Below are 20724 nucleotides of genomic sequence, written 5' to 3'. Positions count from 1 at the left end.
GAGTCACAATTCGATCAGGTGAAGGTTATCTTTTCCACCGGGCACAGCGTCAGTCACCAAGCGCCGGTCAAAAGTTGCCAACTGGCCTTCATTGGATCTTGCAAGTGCAAGAAGGTAGGTGTCTGTAATCTGACTCGAAATTAGCAGTCTCGACTGGTCTATCAGCTTTGACCTCATAAGGCTGATACTGTCCGCCCAGAACTCATGGCCGGGCCTGGACGTAAAAACTGCCAACAACGACGCAATCGCAGCTGGAGAACCGGGGGAATTCCGGTAGCGCGCGTCGCCGATAATGCGAATGACACCATTCTCCGTAAGGGGCAAGTGGCCCAAGCGGACTGACCAATCTCTGCGAACCAATTGTGCGCGGAAACGTGATGAATATGTGCTGGATCAAACAGCGCAATGAGCACATTGACGTCGAGCAAAAATGTCATCAGGGCAATTCATCGCGCAACTGATTGACGAACTCCATCGTAACGGGAGTTCCATCCTTTACAGTAAGCAGCGGTACACCGTTACGTTCGGTTATGCTGGCAATTGGCGCCTGTAGAGATTTCCGGGCAAGCATTGATATGACCTCGCCGATTGTCTTGTTTTGATGTTCGGCTAAGCCTTTTGCTGCCGCAAGCACGTCGTCATCAATAGCCAAAGTCGTTCGCATTTCAATCTCCAAACATCGAGCATCAAACATCACACATCAATATGGAGTGTTCCAAAGGCAATATCAAGAATATCTCTATCCAAAATAGGCTTCCAACGCAGCCAGTCCGGCCTTAAGCTCCTTCTCGCCTTTTGAACCGAGGTTTGACAAAAGCTCCGCCTCGAATTGATGCGCAACCTTGGCAAGCTCGTTATATGCTTTGCGCCCTGCAGCCGTGAGCTCCAGATTCTCGATGCGCCGGTCAGTTTCGTCACGTTTGCGTTGCAGCCAGCGCCGCTGCTCAAGCGCGAAGACTGCCCGCGAAACCTTGGTCTTGTGCATGGATGAATGCACGCCAATGGCCGTTGCTGTCAGTATACCGAACTGGCCGAGCGTCGCCAGAGTTCGCCATTCCGGCCGTGTCAGACCATACTGATCCCGGTAGAGACGGGCGAAGCGCTGGCTGACGGCCTCCGCCGCTTTGTTCAGCCGGTAGGGGATGAAGTCCTCCAGTATCAGCGGCGGCCTCTCGTCTGTCATTGCTTCAAAATCCCTGTTTAGCGTTGATAGTTACAAAATATATCGTCACAATTGCAACTAAATTGGTCCAGGAGGAAGAACCATGGCCGCTCTTCATTATATGCCGGGCTTCGGCAATGACTTCGAAACGGAATCCCTGCCCGGCGCGCTGCCGCAGGGACAGAACTCGCCACAGCGTTGCGCCTACGGGCTCTATGCCGAGCAGCTTTCCGGTTCCCCCTTCACCGCCCCGCGCGGCATCAACGAGCGCTCCTGGCTCTATCGTATCCGCCCCTCCGTCAAGCATAGCGGGCGGTTCGCATCTGCAAGGCGCGACCATTGGAAGACTGCACCCAATCTCGATGATCATGAACTGCCGATCGGGCAACTGCGCTGGAACCCGACGCCCATGCCGAAAGAGCCCGTCAATTTCATCGACGGTATCCGCACCATGACCACTGCCGGCGATGTGCATGGGCAGGCGGGCATGGCGGCGCATGTCTATGCCTTCAACAGTGACATGGTCGACGACTATTTCTTCAATGCCGATGGCGAGTTGCTGCTGGTGCCAGAGCGAGGCAGGCTCCGCATTTTCACCGAGATGGGCCTCATCGAGGTCGAACCTTCGGAAATCTGCGTCATCCCGCGCGGCATGATGGTCAAGGTCGCAGCACTCGATGGCGAGGCTCGCGGTTACATTTGCGAGAACTACGGCGCAAAATTCTCGCTGCCCGACCGCGGCCCGATCGGTGCAAACTGCCTGGCCAATCCCCGCGATTTCAAGACGCCGGTCGCAGCCTACGAGGACAAGGAAGTACCATGCCGCCTCCATGTGAAATGGTGCGGCAAGTTCTATGAAACCACGCTCGACCATTCGCCGCTCGACGTCGTGGCCTGGCACGGCAATTATGCGCCGTACAAATATGACCTGCGCACCTTCTCGCCCGTCGGCGCGATCCTGTTCGATCACCCCGACCCATCCATTTTCACCGTGCTCACCGCGCCCTCGGGTGAAGAGGGAACGGCCAATGTTGATTTCGTGATTTTTCCGCCACGCTGGCTGGTGGCGGAGCACAGTTTTCGCCCGCCCTGGTACCATCGCAATATCATGTCGGAATTCATGGGACTTGTATATGGTCAGTACGATGCCAAGGAGGGAGGGATTCGTGCCCGGTGGTATGAGCCTGCACAACATGATGCTGCCGCATGGTCCCGACGCCATGGGTTTCAACAAGGCTTCGACGGTGGACCTGAAGCCGCAGCGTTTGGAGAACACCTTGGCATTCATGTTCGAAACGCGTTTCCCGCAGCATCTGACCCGTTTTGCAGCGGAGCTGGACTCGCTTCAGGACAATTATGCCGATTGCTGGAAGGACCTGAAAAAGCGGTTCAACGGAACCGTTGCGGGCCATTGGCCAGAGGAGGCCAAAAACACATGAAGCTCGCCTCGTTGACCAATGGAACGCGCGACGGCAGGCTCGTCCTCGTATCGAAGGACCTGACGCGCTACACCGACGCTTCGTTCCTGATACCGACCCTCCAGTCTGCCCTCGATAATTGGGGGCGCATCGCGCCGCATCTTGAAGCGTTAAGCTCCGGCCTTGAACTCGGCGCGGTCCCATTCGAGCGCTTTCACGAGCATGACGCCCTGTCGCCGTTGCCGCGTGCCTATCAGTGGGCGGATGGATCGGCCTATGTCAATCACGTCGAGCTGGTGCGCAAGGCGCGCGGCGCGCAGATGCCTGAAAGCTTCTGGACCGATCCCTTGCTCTATCAGGGTGGCTCCGACAGTTTCCTTAGACCCCGCGAGCCGATCTGGGTGGCGGAAGAGGCCTATGGCATCGACATGGAAGGCGAGGTCGCGGTGATCGTCGACGAGGTGGCCATGGGTGCGAGCACGGATGAAGCGCGCGACGCTATCCGCCTTATCATGCTGGTCAACGATGTCAGCCTGCGTGCGCTCATTCCGGCAGAGCTCGCCAAGGGGTTCGGCTTCTTTCAGTCCAAGCCTTCATCGGCATTTTCACCGGTGGCAGTGACACCTGACGAGCTGGGCGATGCCTGGGATGGCGGCAAGGTGCATCTGCCGCTGCATGTCGATCTCAATGGCAAATCCTTTGGCCGGGCCAATGCCGGCATCGACATGACCTTCGATTTTCCAACGCTGATTGCCCATGCCGCCAAGACGAGGCCGCTTGCCGCCGGAACCATCATCGGCTCCGGCACGGTGTCCAACAAGCTCGACGGTGGACCGGGCAAGTCAGTGGAGGACGGCGGCGCCGGTTATTCGTGCATAGCCGAAATCCGCATGATCGAGACGATCGATCTTGGCGCACCACAGACGCCGTTTATGCGCTTCGGCGACATTGTTCGTATCGAGATGAAGGACGAACATGGCCGTTCGATCTTTGGCGCCATCGAGCAGCAGGTGACGCATTATGGGCGCTAGGGCGATCCTTTACGACTATTGGCGATCATCCGCCAGTTACCGGGTGCGCATTGCGCTCAACCTTCTTGGACTTGAGTATGAATCCGTCTCCGTCAATCTTCTGGCGAACGAGCAAAAGGGTCTCGACCATCTGTGCCGCAACCCCCAGGGTCTGGTACCGGCGCTCGCCATAGACGGTCACATGATGACGCAATCCCTGGCGATCATCGAATATCTTGACGAGACCCATCCCGGTGCCGGCTTTCTGCCGGCCGACCCGGTGGGGCGCCAGCGCGTGCGATCGCTGTCCCACGCCATCGCCATGGAGATCCATCCTGTCTGCAACCTGGGCACGATATCGCATGTCATGCAATTGACGGGGGGAACCGAAGAGACCCGAAGCGCCTGGATGCGCAAATTCATTTCTGAGGGGCTCGTGGCGTTTGAGAACATGCTGGATCATCCCGATACGGGTAAATTCTGCCACGGCGACACACCCGGAATGGCGGATTTTTGCCTGGTTCCGCAGGTCTACAACGCCAGGCGCTGGGGCGCAGGGATCGGCCACCTTGCCCGCATCAACGCAATTGCGGGACATTGCGAGGCAATAGAAGCCTTTGGTGCCGCGCATCCGGATCGGGTGAAGCCGACCGTTTAGTCATTGTTGACACGGCCCGCTGCTCATCCGGGGAACAATGGATGTCAGATAACGGTCACATCGTACTGGCTGAATATCTTATCCGATGTCAGGATTGTCAGATTTTCCATCTGCGCCTGGGCTATGAGCATGCGGTCAAAGGGATCCCGGTGGTGATCGCCCAAATGCTCCGTCCGCGCCGCATGCAACGCGTTGACCGCAAGGAAGGGGATGTTGTGCCCCCTGACCGTCTCGACAATATTGCCATCGAGGACAAGCTTGCCCGAGGCGCGTTTTATTGCGATCTCCCAAATCGAGGCGACGCTGACGATGAGACCATCACCCTGCTCAAGGATGGCCCTTTGCGACCGTGAAAGTCTCCGATCATCACTGACAGCCCAGAGCAGCACATGCGTGTCGATGAGGTAGAGCGGACGGCTCACTTGACGTAGTCATCCCATTCGGGGCCAAGATCATTGAAGTCGTCCGAAATCTTCACGCGTCCCTTCAGGGCGCCGATCAAGGTACCGGGCTCGACATTGTGATTGGGCAGGGGCGATATGGTTGCGACTGCCTTGCCGTGACGCGTGAGGACGATCTCCTCGCCCGACTGTGCGCGGGCGACAAGTTCTGAGAATCTGGCTTTCGCTTGCGCAATTGAAATGTTCACAGCAAGGCTCCTTATGACCATAATTTAGGTCATATTTTCACCCGGTGCAATGCTGCTGTTGTCGCCTACTCCGCAGCCTCGATCTTGATCACGCCGCGGCGGATCTGATCTTCCTCGATCGACTCGAACAGCGCGCGGAAGTTGCCCTCGCCAAAGCCCTCGTCACCCTTGCGCTGGATGAATTCGAAGAAGATCGGCCCGATGACTGTCTTGGAGAAAATCTGCAAGAGGATTTTGGTCATACCGCCATCGACCACCCCTTCGCCATCGATGAGAATGCCATGTTTCTTCATCCGCTCGATCGGCTCGTCGTGCCCGTGCACGCGCTCATGCGATTTTTCATAATAGGTCTCCGGCGGACCGGGCATGAATTTCAGTCCGTTGTCAGCAAGCCTGTCGGTCGCGTCATAGATCGCTTCTGTGCCAACGGCGATGTGCTGGATGCCTTCGCCGTTGTACTTGCGCAGGTATTCCTCGATCTGGCTCTTGTCGTCGGTCGATTCGTTCAACGGAATGCGAGATCTTGCCGCACGGCGAGGTGATGGCACGCGAAACGAGGCCCGTCAGCTTCCCGGCAATGTCGAAGAAATGGATCTGCTTGAAGCCGAACAGCTCACGATAAAACGCCCACCACTTATCCATGTTGCCGCGATACACATTGTGCGTCAGGTGATCGAGATAATAGAAACCGACACCTTCCGGCGCCGGATTACGCTCGCCGAGCCATTCAAACTCAGCGTCATAGGCTGAACCCTTGTCCCCATAGGTTTCGATGAAATACAGCATCGAACCGCCAATACCGACAATCGCCGGGACATCGAGCGTCTTGTCGTCGCCTTCATAGGCTGTCGCACCCTTGGCCACCGCATGATTGAAAGCGTGATTTGCATCCACCACGCGCCAGGCCATGGCGGGGGCGCATGGACCATGCTTTTCTACGAATCGCGTGGCATGGGACCCAGGCTCTGCATTGAGGATGTAATTGATATCGCCTTGGCGCCACACAGTTATTTTCTTGGATTTGTGGCGGGCAACCGGCATGTAGCCCATGCGGGCAAACAGCTCTTCCAGCTTATCCGGCTCGGGATGGGAGAATTCGACAAATTCAAATCCGTCCGTTCCGGCCGGGTTGTCTTTGCTGATGACCGCCTTCGGTGCGTCATGCGGAAACGGGCCCATATCATCCTCCATTTGGTTGGCGCCATTATCGCGCAAAGCGCCCGCAATGTGCTTGCATTTCAAAGCTCTTATGATGTAGGGTTTGCATGTTTCGTGCGTATTTGAAGCAAAGGATGCATGAATGGAACAGCTTGACCCGTCTGACCGCAAAATACTCATCTGCCTGCAGGAAGATGGCCGGCTGACGAACAACGAGCTTTCCGAGCGAATCAACCTCTCGCCCTCGCAATGTTCACGCCGCCGTACCCGGCTGGAAGAGGAAGGGTACATTCGCGGCTACCGGGCAGAAATTGACCGGGAAAAGCTTGGCCTCGGCATCGTCAACATCATCTCGGTGACCCTTGCAACGCACAACCGGGACAATGCGCAACGGTTTTCCGAGCTGATTTCAAACCTGCCGCAAGTGATGGAAGCCCATGCGCTGACTGGAGAGATGGATTATTTCATCAAGGTCGTGACGCCGGACCTGCGCGGGCTTTCCACGTTCGTCAATGAAATCCTGCTGCCGCATGAATCCGTGCAGCATGTCAAAACCGCCATCGTGCTCGACACCCTGAAGGAAGACGGTCGCTTGCCGATATGACCTCTGACCTATCCGCTCAGGATTGCATCAACTGCTTGCATGACCTGCTTGAAAGTTGCTTTCGTGACATTTCCGAGTTTGTCGGCATGTGAAGCTTCCATTGTTGCGATCTTGGCGGGCCGAATGACTGAAGGCGCAGGAAGGCCTGCATCATGATGGGCAAGTATAGGAACATCCCCTGGCCAGGGCCGGTTTGCTGCACTGGTGATCATCAGCACCCACAGAAGTTCCTGATTGTCACCAATCGCGCCACCTGAAATCACCAAGGCAGGCCGGTGCTGGCGGGTGTTCCGATCGGTGTATGGAAATGGAACACGCACAACGTCGCCAGCCTTAAAGGTTGGCATAGGCATTTCTGTCCGCTTCGCTGTCCCACTCTGAGAACGTTGCAAACGGGTCATCGGTCAGCGCGCTACCTTCCGTCCGCATGAGAATCACGCGACCGTCCTCAATTTGATAGGCGATTTCGTCACCAGGCTTCAGATTAAGAGCCATACGGACCGCTTGCGGTATCGTCGTCTGCGCTTTGCTGGTCATTTTGCTGGTAATCATGTGCATCTCCTTGCACGGAAAGTAAGGAATTTCCTTACCAATTGCAAGCACGCGTCGCATAGGATTCAAATATAAAGCGCCTTCCTTACCATCGGATAGACCCGGGCATGGCCGAGCATATAGGCCGTAATCGCGTGGGCATCGAACAGCCCGTGAAATGCCCGGCCAAGAACGTTGAGCCCGCCCGTATAGGCGCCGAAGGCCGGCATGATCACGCGCGACTGGTCGCTGACAAAACAGCGCCGTTGCACCGCCTGTCCGCGCCGCACCACCTTGGCGGCCGGATGCAGGTGTCCTGCGATCTCGCCGGGGCAGGGCGTCTTCGACGGCTCGTGCCGGAAGACGAGATTGCCAAATGCGAGTTCGGCAAACGTTTCGCCCGGCAGATCCGCGGGGTGCTCCGGATCATGATTGCCGGTGATCCAGATCCACTCCCGTCCTGCCATCAGCACGGCAAGTTGCGCCGCATAAAGTGCAGGCAGGCGGGCCGCTGCATCGCCATCATGGAAACTGTCGCCGAGGCTGATCACGCAGACCGGATTGTAGCGCGCAATGACCTTGGCAAGCGCCGCCAGCGTCGTTGCCGTATCATAGGGCGGCAGCAGCATCCCACGCCGGGCAAAGGACGAGCCTTTTTCGAAATGCAGATCCGAGACAACGAGAATCCGGTCCCTGTCGAGGTATAGCGCCCCCGACGGATCGCACACGGCCCGCTGCCCGGCAACGGCCATTTCGGCCGTGCCGTGCAAGGCTGTCTTCGTCGCCTGAAATGCCAAATTCATCTGTGGTCCATCATTTCGCGGGTCAACTCGTCGGCGATCTCTTCCAGCAGCCTCTCGTGCGCTTCGCCGGGAACGCGTTCCTTGCCGATTTCCATCATCACGGGAACGGCGAGCGGCGAAATCCGGTCGAGATCCTTGTGCACGATATGCCCCTTGATTCGGCTTAGCATATCGGCCAAACGGCGAATGTCGAGAAGGCCCGTTGCGGCATCGGCACGCGTCGCCTGGATCAGGATGTGGTCCGGCTCATGCTCCCGCAACACGTCATAAATCAAGTCCGTCGAGACTGTCACCTGCCGGCCGGACTTCTCCTGACCAGGGTGGCGTTTTTCCACGAGACCGGAGATGAGCGCGCAGTTGCGAAAGGTGCGTTTCAGCATCCAGCTTTCCGCCAGCCAGGCCTCAAGGTCGTCGCCCAGCATGTCCTCGTTGAAGAGCTCTGACAGCGGCAGCTCATTTTTTTTGAACATGCGGCCCATGTCGCGCAGTCCCCAGATGGTGAGCGCATAATCCGTGGCAATGAAGCCGAGCGGTCTCGCCTTGGCCCGCTCCAGCCGCCGCGTCAGCAGCATGCCGAGCGTCTGGTGCGCCAGCCTGCCTTCGAATGGATAGGTCACCATGTAGGAACGCTCGCCGCGCGGGAATGTCTCGACAAGCAGGCTGCCCGGCTGCGGCAGGACGGACCTGTCACGCTGGATGCGCAGCCAGTCGCTGACCTGATCGGGCAGGGCACCCCAGCGCTTGGGATCTGCGAGCATGGAGCGCACCTGATCGGCGAGATAGGTGGTCAGCGGGAACTTGCCGCCGGCATAGGCCGGAATCTTGGCGTCGAAGCCCTCGGCGTTCGATACGATGCACTCGTTCTCGCGGATACCCTCGAAGCGCAACACACGTCCGGAGAAGAAAAACGTGTCGCCGGGACTGAGCCCTTCGACGAAATATTCCTCCACCTTGCCAAGCACCGGTCCTCCCCGCTTGATCATTTCACGTGCATTGGCGCCCTTGCCACGCTGGCGCGTCAAGCGAACATTCAGGCTTGGCGCCTCGATGATGGTGCCGACATTCAACCGGTATTGCTGGGCAAAGCGCGGATGTGTCACACGCCACGTGCCATCGACAGTCTGGCGGATCTTGGCGAAACGCTCATAGCTTTTCAGCGCGTAGCCGCCGGTCGCGACGAAATCGACGATGCGGTCGAAGGTTTCGCGCGGCAGCGCTGCGTAAGGCAGGGCGGTGGAGACTTCTGCATAGAGATCGTCTGCATGGAACGGCTCGGCGCAGGCCATGCCGAGCACATGCTGGGCCAGCACGTCGAGCGAACCGTCGCCGAGCGGCGGCGTATCCTGCGCGCCGACATAATTGGCATCGAGCGCCGCCTGGCATTCCATCACCTCGAAGCGGTTGGCGGGAACGAGGATGGCGCGCGATGGTTCGTCCATGCGGTGATTGGAGCGGCCAATGCGTTGGGCGAGGCGGCTTGCGCCCTTGGGTGCACCGACATGGATGACGAGATCGACGTCGCCCCAGTCAATACCAAGATCCAGCGTCGAGGTGGCGACCACGGCGCGCAGGGCATTCGCCGCCATTGCCTGCTCGACCTTGCGGCGCTTGCTGACATCGAGCGAGCCGTGATGCAACGCAATTGGAAGATTATCGTCATTCGCCATCCACAGATCATGAAACAGGCGCTCGGCCTGGCTGCGCGTATTGACGAAGATCAGCGTGGTCCCATGCCGCTTGATCGCATCGTAAATACCCGGCAGCGCATAGACCGCCGAATGCCCCGCCCATGGTACATGGTCATCGGTTTCGAGGATGGTGATGTGCGGCTTCGCGCCGCCCTCCACCGTAACGAGGCTGGCCATCGCCGAGATCTCCGCTCTGTGGCAAGAGCCAGCGTCGCAGTGCATCGGGTTCGGCGACCGTGGCGGACAGACCGATCGTCTGCACGCCCGGTTGCAGACGGCGCAGCCGCGCCAGCCCGAGCGACAGGAGGTGACCACGCTTGGAAGTGACAAGCGAATGCAGTTCGTCGAAGATTACATAGCGCAGGTCTTCGAAGAAACGCCCGGCGTCCTTGGCTGAAATCAGCAGCGCCAGCTGTTCCGGCGTCGTCAGCAGGATGTCCGGCGGCGCCAGTTTCTGCCGCTGGCGCTTGTAGGCGGGCGTATCGCCGGTACGGGTCTCCAGCGAAATATCCAGTCCCATCTCCTCGATAGGCCTTTCGAGGTTGCGGCGAATGTCGACAGCCAGCGCCTTCAGCGGTGAAATATAAAGCGTATGGACGCCGCGGCTCGTTGTGTTGCTTTTGCCGCGGCTTGCAAGGTCGACCAGAGCCGGAAGAAATCCAGCCAGCGTCTTGCCGGCACCGGTGGGCGCGATCAGGAGGGTTGAGTTCCCCTGTTGTGCCTCCAGCAGTAGATCGAGCTGATGCACGCGCGGCGACCAGCCCTTGGCCTGAAACCAGTTCAGGAAAGGCGGCGGCAGAAGAGGGGTGCCGATATCGGCGAGGGGTACTTTGCTCGTGCTCACGGCGGCGAATGTAGTGGTGTTGATTCAATGCGCCAAGGCCTTGTTTGTCAGGATTGCATGGAGCGAAATGCGGCCTATCTTCGTTAGGGGGTAAACCAGAGGATCATCTTGCTGAAACGTCCTGAAGCTCTTTTGTGCTCGACACCTGCCGGCCTCTATTCGCCCGCCGGCGATTTCTATATCGATCCGGTGCGCCCCGTAGATCGCGCACTCATCACTCACGGTCATTCGGACCATGCACGCTCCGGCCATCAAAAGGTGATGGCGACGCGGCAGACGCTCGACATTATGGGCTTGCGCTATGGCGCGCATTTCGCCGGCGAAACGCAAGCTGCCACACTTGGCAATTCTGTCGAAGTCAATGGCGTCATCGTCAGCTTTCATCCGGCCGGCCACGTGCTGGGTTCGGCACAGATCGCCGTCGAGAAGGATGGCATGCGCATTGTCGCCTCCGGCGACTACAAGCGCCGCGCCGATCCGACCTGTCTTGGTTTTGAGCCCGTTGCCTGCGATGTCTTCATCACCGAAGCGACCTTCGCGCTGCCGGTATTCCGCCATCCCGATGGCCGCGAGGAGATTGCCAAGCTCTTGAAATCGGTCGAACAGTTTCCCGAACGCTCCCACCTCGTCGGCGCCTATGCGCTTGGCAAAGCCCAGCGCGTCATTCGAATGCTCCGCGATGCAGGGTATGACCGGACCATTTATATTCACGGCGCTTTGGCCAAACTTTGTGACTACTACCAGTCGCAAGGCGTCGATCTTGGACCTCTGGCAGCCGCGACCGTCGAAACGGGCAGCGTACAGGATTTTGCCGGCGCCATTGTCGTCGGCCCACCCTCCGCTTTTGTCGATCGCTGGGCGCGGCGGTTCCCTGATCCTGTCTCCTGCTTCGCGTCCGGCTGGATGCGAGATCCGCCAGCGCGCGCGTCAGGGCGGCGTCGAACTCCCCATTATCCTGTCGGACCATTGCGATTGGGACGAGCTCACCGATACGATCACTGAGCTTGGTCCTTCGCAGGTCTGGGTGACGCACGGGCGCGAGGAAGCGCTGGTGCGCTGGTGCGAGCTGAATGGCTTTGCCGCGCGGCCGTTGCATCTCGTCGGCTATGAGGACGAGGGAGACTAGGTCGCAATGGAAGAATTCGCACAGCTCCTCGACCGGCTGGTCCTGACGCCCGCGCGCAACGGCAAGCTCACTTTGCTTGTCGATTATTTCCGCGACACCCCCGACCCGGATCGCGGACTTGCCCTGGCCGCCATTACCCGTGATCTCGACGTTGCCAATGTCAAACCGGCGATGATCCGCGCGCTTATCGCCGAGCGCGTGGACGAGCAGCTGTTCGCCTATTCCTATGATTATGTCGGCGACCTTGCCGAGACCATTTCGCTGGTCTGGTCGACGGACGAACCTGTCCGCGCCAATGCGGTGCCCACCCTTGGCGAGGTGATCAGTTCGCTTGCCCGTGCGTCACGCAGCGATGCGTTACGGCTGGTTGAGCGATGGCTCGATCAGCTCGATGCCTCGGCCCGTTACGCTCTGCTCAAGCTTGTCACCGGCGGCCTGCGCATCGGCGTCTCGGCGCGGCTCGCCAAGCAGGCGCTGGCGCAATTCGGTAAGGTAGACGTCACCGAGATCGAGGAATTGTGGCATGGGTTGAAACCGCCCTATGAGCCGCTCTTCGCCTGGTTGGAAAACAAGGCGGACAAGCCGCAGAGCCTCGCCGCCGCACCCTTCCGCCCGGTTATGCTGTCGACTCCGCTCGAAGAGCTGGATTATGCCAGGATCAACGCAACCGAATATGCCGCCGAGTGGAAGTGGGACGGCATCCGTGTGCAATTGACCGCGGAAGGCGGACAGCGGCGCATCTATTCGCGCACCGGCGATGATATCTCCCATGTTTTTCCCGATATCGCCAATTTTATGACCTTCGAGGGCACACTCGACGGCGAATTGCTGGTCGCACGCGGCGCAGAGTCCGGCATCGAGATCGGTGCCTTCGGCGATCTGCAGCAGCGTCTCAACCGCAAGAATGTTTCAGCCAAGCAGCTCGAAAGCCATCCGGCCTTCGTGCGGCTCTATGACCTGCTCTTCGACGGCGAGGCGGATATCCGTGCCTTGCCCTTTGCCGAGCGCCGCACCCGACTCGAAACCTTCGTCAGAAAGCTGGAACCCACACGCTTCGACCTTTCGCCATTGGTGCCCTACGCGTCCTTCGAGGACCTGGTCGAACTGCGCAAGGCTCCGCCGCATCCGATCATCGAAGGACTGATGCTGAAGCAACGCTCCTCCGCCTATGTGCCGGGCCGCCCCAAGGGCCCCTGGTTCAAGTGGAAGCGCGATCCGTTCATCATCGATGCCGTGCTTGTCTATGCCCAGCGCGGCCATGGCAAGCGGTCGAGCTACTATTCGGACTACACATTCGCCGTATGGACCGGGCCGGAAACCGAGCCGTACCTCGTTCCCGTCGGCAAAGCCTATTTCGGCTTCACCGACGATGAGCTGAAACAGCTCGACGCTTTCGTGCGCAACAATACGACCGAGCGTTTTGGCCCGGTGCGTTCGGTGCGGGCCGAGCCTAAGCACGGCCTTGTGCTGGAAGTGGCGTTCGAAGGCCTGAATCGCTCCAAGCGGCACAAGTCGGGCGTTGCCATGCGCTTCCCGCGCATCTCCCGCCTGCGCTGGGACAAGCCGCCCATCGAAGCAGACCGGCTGGAAACACTGGAAGCCCTGTTGCGCGATTCCGAAACGGAAGATTGATGTCCCGGCCTGGCACAAAACAAGTTACCCGCCCTCCGCTGCTGGCCGCAGAAAATTTGGTGCACCAGGATAACCGTTAACTGCTATGTTTCCGTGATCGCACGTTCCTCATGGTCAACCCGGCAAGGACACTATAAGGGTTGAGGCGTGATCGTCATTGCGCAGGGTGTGCAGCTATCCAGATGAGCGATACCGGTAACGAAAAGCCCGTCATTGTTCTGTTCCGCCATGATCTGCGGCTCGGTGACAATCGCGCGCTCCATCGCGCATCGCAGACCGGAAAGCCGGTCATTCCAGTATATCTACGCGACGAAAGAGTGAGCGGCGACAGCCGTCCTATGGGCGGCGCCCGGCGATGGTGGCTGCATCATTCCCTGATCGCGCTTGCTGCTTCACTGCGGGAGCTCGGGGCTCCCCTGGTCCTAAGGCGCGGCAGGACCGACAACGTCATCGACACCCTGATCAACGATACCGGCGCGGATATGGTCGTGTGGAACCGCCGCTATGATCCTCCCGGAGCCGAGATTGACGAGGCGCTGCGCGTGCAACTGTCGCATCGGGCTATCGCGACGCAGACTTTCGAAGGGCAAATATTGCACGAACCCTCTGTGCTCAGGACGGGGGCCGGCGGGCATTACCGCGTCTATATGCCGTTTTGGCGCGTGCTCAACGCTATACCCGGGCTTCGCGATCCGTTGCCGGCACCGCTTGAACTGAAGGGCTGGCAACATGAACTTGCTTCGGACACACTTGATGATTGGGGACTGCTGCCGCACCAGGCGAACTGGGCCAAGGGATTTTCCGAAGCGTGGAGCCCGGGCGAGAAGGGCGCACGCGATCGGCTCCAGGTTTTCCTCCACGATAGGATCGGCAGTTACGCCGAATATCGCGACCGGCCGGATATTGAGGCGACATCGCGCTTGTCGCCGCACCTTGCCCATGGCGAAATCACGCCCTTTCAGATCTGGCACGCCACGAGGAACCCGATGCTCGATGGGCAGCGGGCAGGAGTGGAGAAATTCCGTCAGGAACTTGGCTGGCGCGAATTTTCCTACCATCTGCTGTACAACAATCCGAAGTTGCCCTCGGAAAATTACAATGCTGCTTTTGATGCTTTCCCCTGGGAAAATCGCCCCGACCTTCTCAGCGCCTGGAAGCATGGCCGAACCGGCTATCCAATCGTCGATGCCGGCATGCGCCAGCTATGGCGGACCGGCTGGATGCATAACCGCGTGCGCATGATCGTTGCTTCTTTCCTGATCAAGCATCTGCTTGTCGATTGGCGCATCGGCGAGGGATGGTTCTGGGAGACGCTCCTCGATGCGGACCCGGCAAACAACGCCGCGAGCTGGCAGTGGGTGGCTGGCTCAGGCGCGGATTCGGCACCCTATTTCCGCATCTTCAATCCTGTCCTGCAGGGCGAAAAACACGATCCGAAGGGAGACTACGTGCGCAAATTCCTGCCCGAGCTGGCGGCGCTGCCCGACAAATATCTGCACCGGCCATGGTCTGCGCCTCACGTCACCCTAAAAATGGCGAAGATTGATCTCGGCAAGACCTATCCTTTGCCCATTGTCGACCTTCAACGTGCCCGTGAAAGGGCGCTGGAAGCCTTTAACAAAACCCGATAACCGCGGTTTTCCACACAATCCGACAAAATTTGTCGTCTGTCGCAAATTGCCGCATTTCCATTGAAAAGTGCCGCCAAATGGCGCTTTGGTCCATATGGTGCAACAATTTTTTGACGTGCTCGTAAGCCCCGTGTTCAAAAAATATTACAACGAAAGCATTACACCCTCCTTGCCTTTGGGAAAATTTTGGCATTTGTTCATGCCTTCGCAATTCTCTTGGAGGGGAAGGATAAGAAAATGACCCTTATGAAACTCAACATCCGCGCGGCCCTGCTGCTTGGATCACTCATGCTCGGCGCAAGCCCGGCACTGGCTGAAATGGTACTTCATCGCGGCAACAGCGGCGAACCCCAAACCCTCGATCAGTCGCAGACCTCGATCGACATCGAAGCCTTCATCGTCAAGGACCTTTATGAGGGCCTGACCATCTATGACGCCAACGGCAAGATCGTGCCAGGCGCCGCCGAAAGCTGGACCGTGTCAGATGATGGCACCGTCTATACCTTCAAGATCCGGGCTGACGCGAAATGGTCCGACGGCTCGCCGGTAACCGCTGAAGACTTCATCTTCTCCATGCGCCGGGTCGAAGATCCGAAGACCGCGGCCGGATATGCCAACATTCTCTATCCGATCAAGAACGCCGAAAAGATCAACAAGGGCGGAATGGCTGTCGATCAGCTTGGCATGAAGGCCATCGACGACAAGACGCTTGAGATTACGCTGGAACGGCCGACCCCCTTCTTCATCGAACTGCTGTCGCACCAGACCGCACTGCCGATCAATAAGGCAAGCTTCGAGAAGAATGGCGCTGAATTCGTCAAGCCCGGCAAGCTGGTCGGCAATGGCGCGTTCAAGCTCGCCGAGCACGTGCCGAACGACCATCTGACCGTCGTCAAGAACGAAAATTACTGGGACGCTGCCAACGTCAAATTGGATAAGGTGATCTTCTATCCGATCGATGACCAGGCTGCGAATGTTCGCCGCTACGAGGCTGGTGAACTCGACCTCGTCTACAACTTCTCGTCCGACCAGATCGACCGCCTGCGTGCCGCCAATCCCAAACAGGTGCACGTCACACCCGCAGCGGCAACCTATTACTACCCCTTCGATACGCGCACGGAACCATTCAACGACGTTCGCGTGCGCCGGGCGCTTTCGATGGCCGTCGATCGCGACTTCCTTGCCAAGGATATCTACAACGGGACGAAACTGCCGGTCTATTCCATGGTGCCCCCAGGGCTTGAAACCTATGGCGAGCCAGCCAAGCCCGACTTTGCCGGCATGTCGCAGCTCGATCGCGAAGACAAGGCCGTGGAACTCATGAAAGAGGCTGGTTACGGTGAAGGTGGCAAGCCGCTCAACATCGAGATCCGCTACAACACCAACCCGAACCATGAACGCGTCGCCACAGCCGTCGCCGACATGTGGAAGAAGACCTTCGGCGCCAATGTAACGCTGATGAATCTCGATATCTCGTCGCACTACGCCTATCTGCAGGAAGGCGGCAAGTTCAACGTCGCCCGCGCCGGCTGGACTGCCGACTATGCCGATGCGGAAAACTTCCTCAACCTCAGCGTCAGCAGCAACAAGACGTTCAATTACGGTCATTATGAAAACCCGGAATTCGACGCGCTGATGAAGAAGTCCTATGAGGAGCGCGATCCTGCAGCCCGCTCCAAGATCCTGCATGAGGCGGAAGCCTTGATCATGCGCGACCAGCCGATCGCTCCATTGATGAACGACGCCAATCTCTGGCTGGTGAACGATAAGGTCAAGGGTTGGGGCGACAATGCCAACAACGAGCATCTGAGCAAGTACCTGAGCGTCGAATAACGCTTAAGCGCGCAACCCGTGATGACGGGTTGCGCGCCTTTGTTGCCCGGCTCGCAATGCGACACTTTCCCGACAGCACAATTTGCAACGGCTAGCCCGCCGCCCTGCTTCAAGAGGGCAGCGTCATGCTTTGCCGTTAGCAGTTTCAATCAGCTGCACGTCGTTAACTGGTGTAAGATGCCGTGCAGCCTGCTGATGCGATTGAAGAGATAATCCGGGTTATGCCGGATGGTTCATACGGATGGGAGGATTGAAGGGAATGACCTTCATGCAGCATAAATTTGGCGCCGCAATTCTATTGGGATCACTGCTCATCGCTGCGTGTCCCGCACTTGCGGAAGCTGTCTTGCATCGTGGCAATAGCGGCGAACCACAGACCCTCGATCCATCCCAGACATCGCTCGAAATCGAAGCGTTCATCCTGAAGGATCTGTATGAGGGTCTCACTGCCTATGACGCCGCCGGCAAGATCGTGCCAGGTGCGGCTGAGAGCTGGACAGTGTCGGACGACGGCACGGTCTACACATTCAAGCTTCACGACAAGGCAAACTGGTCGGACGGATCACCGGTAACGGCCGAAGATTTTGTATTTTCGATGCGGCGCGTCGAAGATCCGAAGACAGCGGCCGGCTACGCCAATATTCTCTACCCGATCAAGAATGCGGAGAAGGTCAACAAGGGCGAACTGCCAATCGACCAGCTCGCGGTCAAGGCAATCGATGCCAAGACCCTCGAAATTGCGCTTGAACGCCCGACCCCTTTCTTTGTCGAATTGTTGGCCCACCAGACGGCTCTCCCCGTCAACAAGGCCAGCTTTGAAAAGAACGGTGCGGACTTCATCAAGCCCGGCAAACTCGTCTCCAACGGGGCGTTCGAACTTTCCGAGCATGTCCAGAACGATCACCTGACCGCCGTCAAGAATCCTGACTACTGGGACGCCGCCAACGTCAAGCTCGACAAGGTGATTTTCTACCCGTCCGAAGACCAGGCCGCGGCCGTGCGGCGCTTCGAGGCGGGCGAACTTCAACTTGTCTATAATTTCTCCGCCGATCAGATCGAGCGGCTGCGCGCGTCGCATGGCGATGAAGTTCGTGTGAATGCAGCGCTTTCCACCTACTTCTATTCGTTCGATACGCGCGTTGAGCCATTCAGCGATATCCGCGTGCGGCGGGCGCTTTCCATGGCTATCGACCGTGATTTCCTGTCGAAGGAAATCTATAGCGGCGCGCAGTTGCCCACCTATTCGCTGATACCGCTTGGTATCGCCACCTATGGCGAACCTGCCAAGCCCGATTTCGCCGCCTGGTCCCAGCTCGATCGCGAGGACAAGGCCATCGAACTCATGAAGGAAGCGGGCTACGGCGAAGGTGGCAAACCGCTAAACATTGAAATCCGCTACAACACCAACCCCAATCATGAGCGCGTCGCCATCGCAGTCGCAGACATGTGGAAGAAGACATTCGGCGCCAATGTCACGCTGCTGCAGAACGATATCAGCGCTCACTACGCCTACCTGAAGGAGGGCGGCAAATTCAATGCTGCCCGTGCCGGCTGGACGGCCGATTACGCCGATGCGGAAAACTTCCTGGCGATCAATCTGAAGAAGAATCCCGTCTTCAACTATGGCCGCTATGACAATCCGGAATACGACGCGCTCGTGGAGAAATCCTACAACGAGAAGGATCCGGCCGCCCGCGCGAAGATCATGCACGAAGCAGAAGCCATCGTTCTGCGCGACCAGCCAATCGCGCCCATGATGAACTTCGGCCAGCTCTGGCTTGTGTCGAGCAAGGTCAAAGGCTGGCAGGACAATGGATCCAACGACCATCTCAGCAAGTATCTGAGCGTGGCGGAATAAGTACGCAGCGCGCAAGCCGATGCGGGTTGCGCGCTAGATTTGAGAGAGTGATGCCATGTTTCAATTTGTTCTTCGCAGACTGGCGAGTGCAGTGCCGACCTTGTTTATCGTCGTCACCATCTCCTTCTTCCTGATGCGGTTTGCACCGGGGGGCCCTTCAATCTGGAAAGACCGCTGCCCCCGGCGACGATGGAAAACCTGATGAAGGCCTACCATCTCGATCAGCCCCTGTGGAACCAGTACATCCAGTACCTGAAGAATGCCGTGACCGGCGATTTCGGTCCAAGCTATATTTACAAGGACAACACCATTGCTGAGCTGATCGGCAAGGGTCTGCCCTACTCGGTCCAGCTCGGCACCTATGCGTTACTGCTCGCTCTGATTGGCGGCGTCCTTGTCGGCACACTCGCCGCCCTGCGGCAAAACTCCTTTCTCGATTTTCTTGTCATGTCCGTCGCCACGACCGGCGTGACCGTGCCGAAATTTCGTGGTCGGGCCGATTTTGACGTTGATCTTCGCCCTGTTGCTGTCGTGGGTTCCTGCGGGCGGCTGGGGTGACGGATCGTTGAAATTCCTGATCCTGCCGGTCATCACGCTGGCACTGCCGCAGCTGGCAGTGTTCGCCCGCCTGACGCGCGGTTCAATGATCGAAGCCCTGCATGCCGACCATATCCGAACCGCGAAAGCCTATGGCCTGCCACAACGCGCCGTGGTCGTTACCCACGCCATGCGCGGGGCGCTGCTGCCGGTTGTATCCTATCTTGCACCTTGCGCTGCGGCACTGCTGACCGGTTCGGCCGTGGTGGAATCCATCTTCACCATCCCCGGCGTCGGCAGATATTTCGTGCTCGGCGCAATCAACCGTGATTATACGCTCGTCATGGGAACGGTGGTTCTCGTGGCGATCTTCGTCATCGTTTTCAATCTTGTGGTCGATATTCTCTACGGCCTTCTTGATCCGAGGGTTCGTCATGACTGATTTGACCGATATCCCCACGACCATCATTCCACCGGAAGAATCCAAAGGGCGCAGTCTGTTCCAGCTCGCCGTGATCCGCTTCCGCCGCAATCGTGCCGCGATGAGCGGCATCGTGATGCTCACGCTCATCACTATTTTTTCGTTCTTCGGACCGTACGTCATCAATCATAGCTATGATCAGGTGTTCCCATCTTATGTGACAGTCCCGCCAAGCCTCGAACCGCTTCCCAAGGCGGAAACTTTGGGTGACGTGATGAAGGGTGTTGCAGATCGCGCCCGCGTCGAGCTGCGTGACTTTGCGGTTGAAGACAACAGCTTCACCGCAACCATCCACTCGGACCAGCCCATCGACCCGCGCTCCACCCGTTATTTCGACCGCGCCAACGAGTTCGATAATACGCAGGTTACCGCCACTGAAGAGGATGGCAGGACGCTGAAACTCACCGGTGAAGTTCACCGCGAATATTTCCCCTTCGGCACCGATGCCAACGGCCGTGATATGCTCGCCCGCATCATGCTGGGCGGTCAGATTTCGCTCGCCGTCGGCTTCCTCGCCAGTCTCGTTTCGTTGGCGGTCGGCGTGACCTATGGTGCGATCTCCGGCTATATTGGCGGTCGCATCGACAATGTCATGATGCGCCTCGTCGAAATCCTCTATTCGCTGCCCTTCGTCTTCCTCGTTGTGGTGCTGGTCGTATTCTTCGGACGCAGCTTCATCCTGATCTTTCTGGTCATCGGCGCGGTGGAATGGCTCGACATGGCCCGTATCGTGCGTGGCCAGACATTGGCCCTGAAACGCCGTGAATTTATCGGCGCCGCGCAGGCCCTTGGCCTGACCGACTGGCAGATTATCCGCCGCCATATCATCCCCAATACCATCGGGCCCGTTATCGTGTTCGTCACCGTGGTCGTGCCAAAGGTCATTCTTCTGGAAAGTTTCCTCTCCTTCCTTGGTCTTGGTGTTCAGGCACCGCTGACCAGCTGGGGGGCGCTGATTTCCGAAGGCGCCAACAAGATGCAATCCGCACCCTGGCTGCTGATCTTCCCGGCCATCTTTTTCGTCGTCACCCTGTTCTCGCTCAATTTCATCGGCGATGGACTGCGCGACGCACTCGACCCCAAGGACCGCTGACATGACTG

17 protein-coding genes and 5 pseudogenes are annotated in these 20724 nt (G+C 58.3%); 11 read left to right on the top strand and 11 right to left on the bottom strand.

What is annotated here, in order from left to right:
* Positions 1-3: 3 nt before the first annotated feature.
* From N8E89_RS20740 to N8E89_RS20730, 3 genes and pseudogenes are all read right to left on the bottom strand, one after another.
* Positions 4-437: pseudogene (locus tag N8E89_RS20740) on the bottom strand (TA system VapC family ribonuclease toxin).
* On the bottom strand, positions 437-664 hold the full coding sequence (locus N8E89_RS20735; protein ID WP_113173802.1) for a CopG family transcriptional regulator: 228 nt from the start codon (positions 662-664) through the stop codon (positions 437-439). The pseudogene N8E89_RS20740 and the gene N8E89_RS20735 overlap by 1 nt, the downstream one beginning before the upstream one ends.
* A 75-nt stretch (positions 665-739) precedes the next feature.
* Entirely contained in the window at positions 740-1183 is a 444-nt protein-coding gene (locus N8E89_RS20730) for a MarR family winged helix-turn-helix transcriptional regulator (protein ID WP_262263032.1), read from the bottom strand.
* A gap of 82 nt (positions 1184-1265) precedes the next feature.
* Between N8E89_RS20730 and hmgA the strand changes: the two are divergent.
* The 3 genes and pseudogenes from hmgA to maiA all read left to right on the top strand — a co-directional run bounded on the left by hmgA (position 1266) and on the right by maiA (position 4248).
* Positions 1266-2601: pseudogene (hmgA, locus tag N8E89_RS20725) on the top strand (homogentisate 1,2-dioxygenase).
* The gene (locus N8E89_RS20720) at positions 2598-3611 is read left to right on the top strand and encodes a fumarylacetoacetate hydrolase family protein (protein WP_262263031.1); all 1014 of its coding nucleotides are present in this window, start codon (positions 2598-2600) and stop codon (positions 3609-3611) included. The pseudogene hmgA and the gene N8E89_RS20720 overlap by 4 nt, the downstream one beginning before the upstream one ends.
* Positions 3601-4248, top strand: a complete 648-nt coding sequence (gene maiA, locus N8E89_RS20715; protein ID WP_262263030.1) for a maleylacetoacetate isomerase — start codon at positions 3601-3603, stop codon at positions 4246-4248. The genes N8E89_RS20720 and maiA overlap by 11 nt, the downstream gene beginning before the upstream one ends.
* 44 nt (positions 4249-4292) lie before the next feature.
* On the opposite strand, the gene N8E89_RS20710 is transcribed toward maiA, so the two are convergent.
* The 3 genes and pseudogenes from N8E89_RS20710 to hppD all read right to left on the bottom strand — a co-directional run bounded on the left by N8E89_RS20710 (position 4293) and on the right by hppD (position 6076).
* A complete protein-coding gene (locus tag N8E89_RS20710; RefSeq protein ID WP_262263029.1) occupies positions 4293-4670 on the bottom strand; it encodes a type II toxin-antitoxin system VapC family toxin in 378 nt (125 codons plus the stop codon).
* On the bottom strand, positions 4667-4897 hold the full coding sequence (locus tag N8E89_RS20705; RefSeq protein ID WP_262263028.1) for a type II toxin-antitoxin system Phd/YefM family antitoxin: 231 nt from the start codon (positions 4895-4897) through the stop codon (positions 4667-4669). The genes N8E89_RS20710 and N8E89_RS20705 overlap by 4 nt, the downstream gene beginning before the upstream one ends.
* Before the next feature lie 65 nt (positions 4898-4962).
* Positions 4963-6076: pseudogene (gene hppD / locus N8E89_RS20700) on the bottom strand (4-hydroxyphenylpyruvate dioxygenase).
* A 121-nt stretch (positions 6077-6197) separates the two neighbouring features.
* Between hppD and N8E89_RS20695 the strand changes: the two are divergent.
* Positions 6198-6659 carry an Lrp/AsnC family transcriptional regulator gene (locus N8E89_RS20695; protein ID WP_106665446.1) on the top strand — a complete coding sequence of 154 codons (462 nt, stop codon included), beginning with the start codon at positions 6198-6200 and terminating at the stop codon, positions 6657-6659.
* Between the two features lie 8 nt (positions 6660-6667).
* Here N8E89_RS20695 and N8E89_RS20690 read toward each other — a convergent pair whose 3' ends face one another.
* From N8E89_RS20690 to N8E89_RS29425, 5 genes are all read right to left on the bottom strand, one after another.
* Positions 6668-7006: a type II toxin-antitoxin system PemK/MazF family toxin gene (locus N8E89_RS20690; protein WP_262263027.1), complete on the bottom strand. Its 339-nt coding sequence runs from the start codon at positions 7004-7006 to the stop codon at positions 6668-6670.
* A complete protein-coding gene (locus N8E89_RS20685; protein ID WP_262263026.1) occupies positions 6993-7211 on the bottom strand; it encodes an AbrB/MazE/SpoVT family DNA-binding domain-containing protein in 219 nt (72 codons plus the stop codon). The genes N8E89_RS20690 and N8E89_RS20685 overlap by 14 nt, the downstream gene beginning before the upstream one ends.
* Before the next feature lie 65 nt (positions 7212-7276).
* A complete protein-coding gene (gene pdeM / locus N8E89_RS20680) occupies positions 7277-7993 on the bottom strand; it encodes a ligase-associated DNA damage response endonuclease PdeM (protein ID WP_410010441.1) in 717 nt (238 codons plus the stop codon).
* A complete protein-coding gene (locus tag N8E89_RS20675) occupies positions 7990-9858 on the bottom strand; it encodes a helicase-related protein (RefSeq protein ID WP_410010440.1) in 1869 nt (622 codons plus the stop codon). The genes pdeM and N8E89_RS20675 overlap by 4 nt, the downstream gene beginning before the upstream one ends.
* A complete protein-coding gene (locus N8E89_RS29425) occupies positions 9794-10525 on the bottom strand; it encodes a DEAD/DEAH box helicase (protein WP_410010439.1) in 732 nt (243 codons plus the stop codon). The genes N8E89_RS20675 and N8E89_RS29425 overlap by 65 nt, the downstream gene beginning before the upstream one ends.
* A 108-nt stretch (positions 10526-10633) precedes the next feature.
* Between N8E89_RS29425 and N8E89_RS20670 the strand changes: the two are divergent.
* The 7 genes and pseudogenes from N8E89_RS20670 (at position 10634) to N8E89_RS20640 (ending at position 20716) form a co-directional block, all read left to right on the top strand.
* A pseudogene (locus tag N8E89_RS20670) lies at positions 10634-11651 on the top strand (ligase-associated DNA damage response exonuclease).
* Positions 11652-11657: 6 nt separating this feature from the next.
* Positions 11658-13283: a cisplatin damage response ATP-dependent DNA ligase gene (locus tag N8E89_RS20665; protein ID WP_262263025.1), complete on the top strand. Its 1626-nt coding sequence runs from the start codon at positions 11658-11660 to the stop codon at positions 13281-13283.
* 182 nt (positions 13284-13465) lie between these two features.
* Positions 13466-14914, top strand: coding sequence for a cryptochrome/photolyase family protein (locus tag N8E89_RS20660; protein ID WP_262263024.1), 1449 nt, complete (start codon positions 13466-13468; stop codon positions 14912-14914).
* A gap of 237 nt (positions 14915-15151) precedes the next feature.
* Positions 15152-16747, top strand: a complete 1596-nt coding sequence (locus tag N8E89_RS20655) for a peptide ABC transporter substrate-binding protein (RefSeq protein ID WP_106665510.1) — start codon at positions 15152-15154, stop codon at positions 16745-16747.
* Positions 16748-17015: 268 nt separating this feature from the next.
* Positions 17016-18605 carry a peptide ABC transporter substrate-binding protein gene (locus N8E89_RS20650; RefSeq protein ID WP_410010438.1) on the top strand — a complete coding sequence of 530 codons (1590 nt, stop codon included), beginning with the start codon at positions 17016-17018 and terminating at the stop codon, positions 18603-18605.
* A gap of 55 nt (positions 18606-18660) precedes the next feature.
* Positions 18661-19584, top strand: a pseudogene (oppB, locus tag N8E89_RS20645) (oligopeptide ABC transporter permease OppB).
* Positions 19577-20716 (top strand): ABC transporter permease, encoded by a 1140-nt coding sequence (locus N8E89_RS20640; protein ID WP_262263022.1) that lies wholly within the window; start codon positions 19577-19579, stop codon positions 20714-20716. The pseudogene oppB and the gene N8E89_RS20640 overlap by 8 nt, the downstream one beginning before the upstream one ends.
* Positions 20717-20724 lie beyond the last annotated feature (8 nt).

Source organism: Phyllobacterium sp. A18/5-2, assembly GCF_025452215.1.
GTDB lineage: Bacteria > Pseudomonadota > Alphaproteobacteria > Rhizobiales > Rhizobiaceae > Phyllobacterium > Phyllobacterium sophorae.
The sequence above is the reverse complement of the archived record's forward strand: the minus strand, read 5'-3'. Positions and strand labels throughout refer to the sequence as shown.

Coding starts and splice junctions, on each gene's coding strand:
- N8E89_RS20735 (WP_113173802.1), bottom strand. CDS start 664: ATGCGAACGACTTTGGCTATTGATGACGACGTGCTTGCGGCAGCAAAA.
- N8E89_RS20730 (WP_262263032.1), bottom strand. CDS start 1,183: ATGACAGACGAGAGGCCGCCGCTGATACTGGAGGACTTCATCCCCTAC.
- N8E89_RS20720 (WP_262263031.1), top strand. CDS start 2,598: ATGAAGCTCGCCTCGTTGACCAATGGAACGCGCGACGGCAGGCTCGTC.
- maiA (WP_262263030.1), top strand. CDS start 3,601: ATGGGCGCTAGGGCGATCCTTTACGACTATTGGCGATCATCCGCCAGT.
- N8E89_RS20695 (WP_106665446.1), top strand. CDS start 6,198: ATGGAACAGCTTGACCCGTCTGACCGCAAAATACTCATCTGCCTGCAG.
- N8E89_RS20690 (WP_262263027.1), bottom strand. CDS start 7,006: ATGCCAACCTTTAAGGCTGGCGACGTTGTGCGTGTTCCATTTCCATAC.
- N8E89_RS20685 (WP_262263026.1), bottom strand. CDS start 7,211: ATGATTACCAGCAAAATGACCAGCAAAGCGCAGACGACGATACCGCAA.
- pdeM (WP_410010441.1), bottom strand. CDS start 7,993: ATGAATTTGGCATTTCAGGCGACGAAGACAGCCTTGCACGGCACGGCC.
- N8E89_RS20675 (WP_410010440.1), bottom strand. CDS start 9,858: ATGGCCAGCCTCGTTACGGTGGAGGGCGGCGCGAAGCCGCACATCACC.
- N8E89_RS20665 (WP_262263025.1), top strand. CDS start 11,658: ATGGAAGAATTCGCACAGCTCCTCGACCGGCTGGTCCTGACGCCCGCG.
- N8E89_RS20660 (WP_262263024.1), top strand. CDS start 13,466: ATGAGCGATACCGGTAACGAAAAGCCCGTCATTGTTCTGTTCCGCCAT.
- N8E89_RS20655 (WP_106665510.1), top strand. CDS start 15,152: ATGACCCTTATGAAACTCAACATCCGCGCGGCCCTGCTGCTTGGATCA.
- N8E89_RS20650 (WP_410010438.1), top strand. CDS start 17,016: ATGCAGCATAAATTTGGCGCCGCAATTCTATTGGGATCACTGCTCATC.
- N8E89_RS20640 (WP_262263022.1), top strand. CDS start 19,577: ATGACTGATTTGACCGATATCCCCACGACCATCATTCCACCGGAAGAA.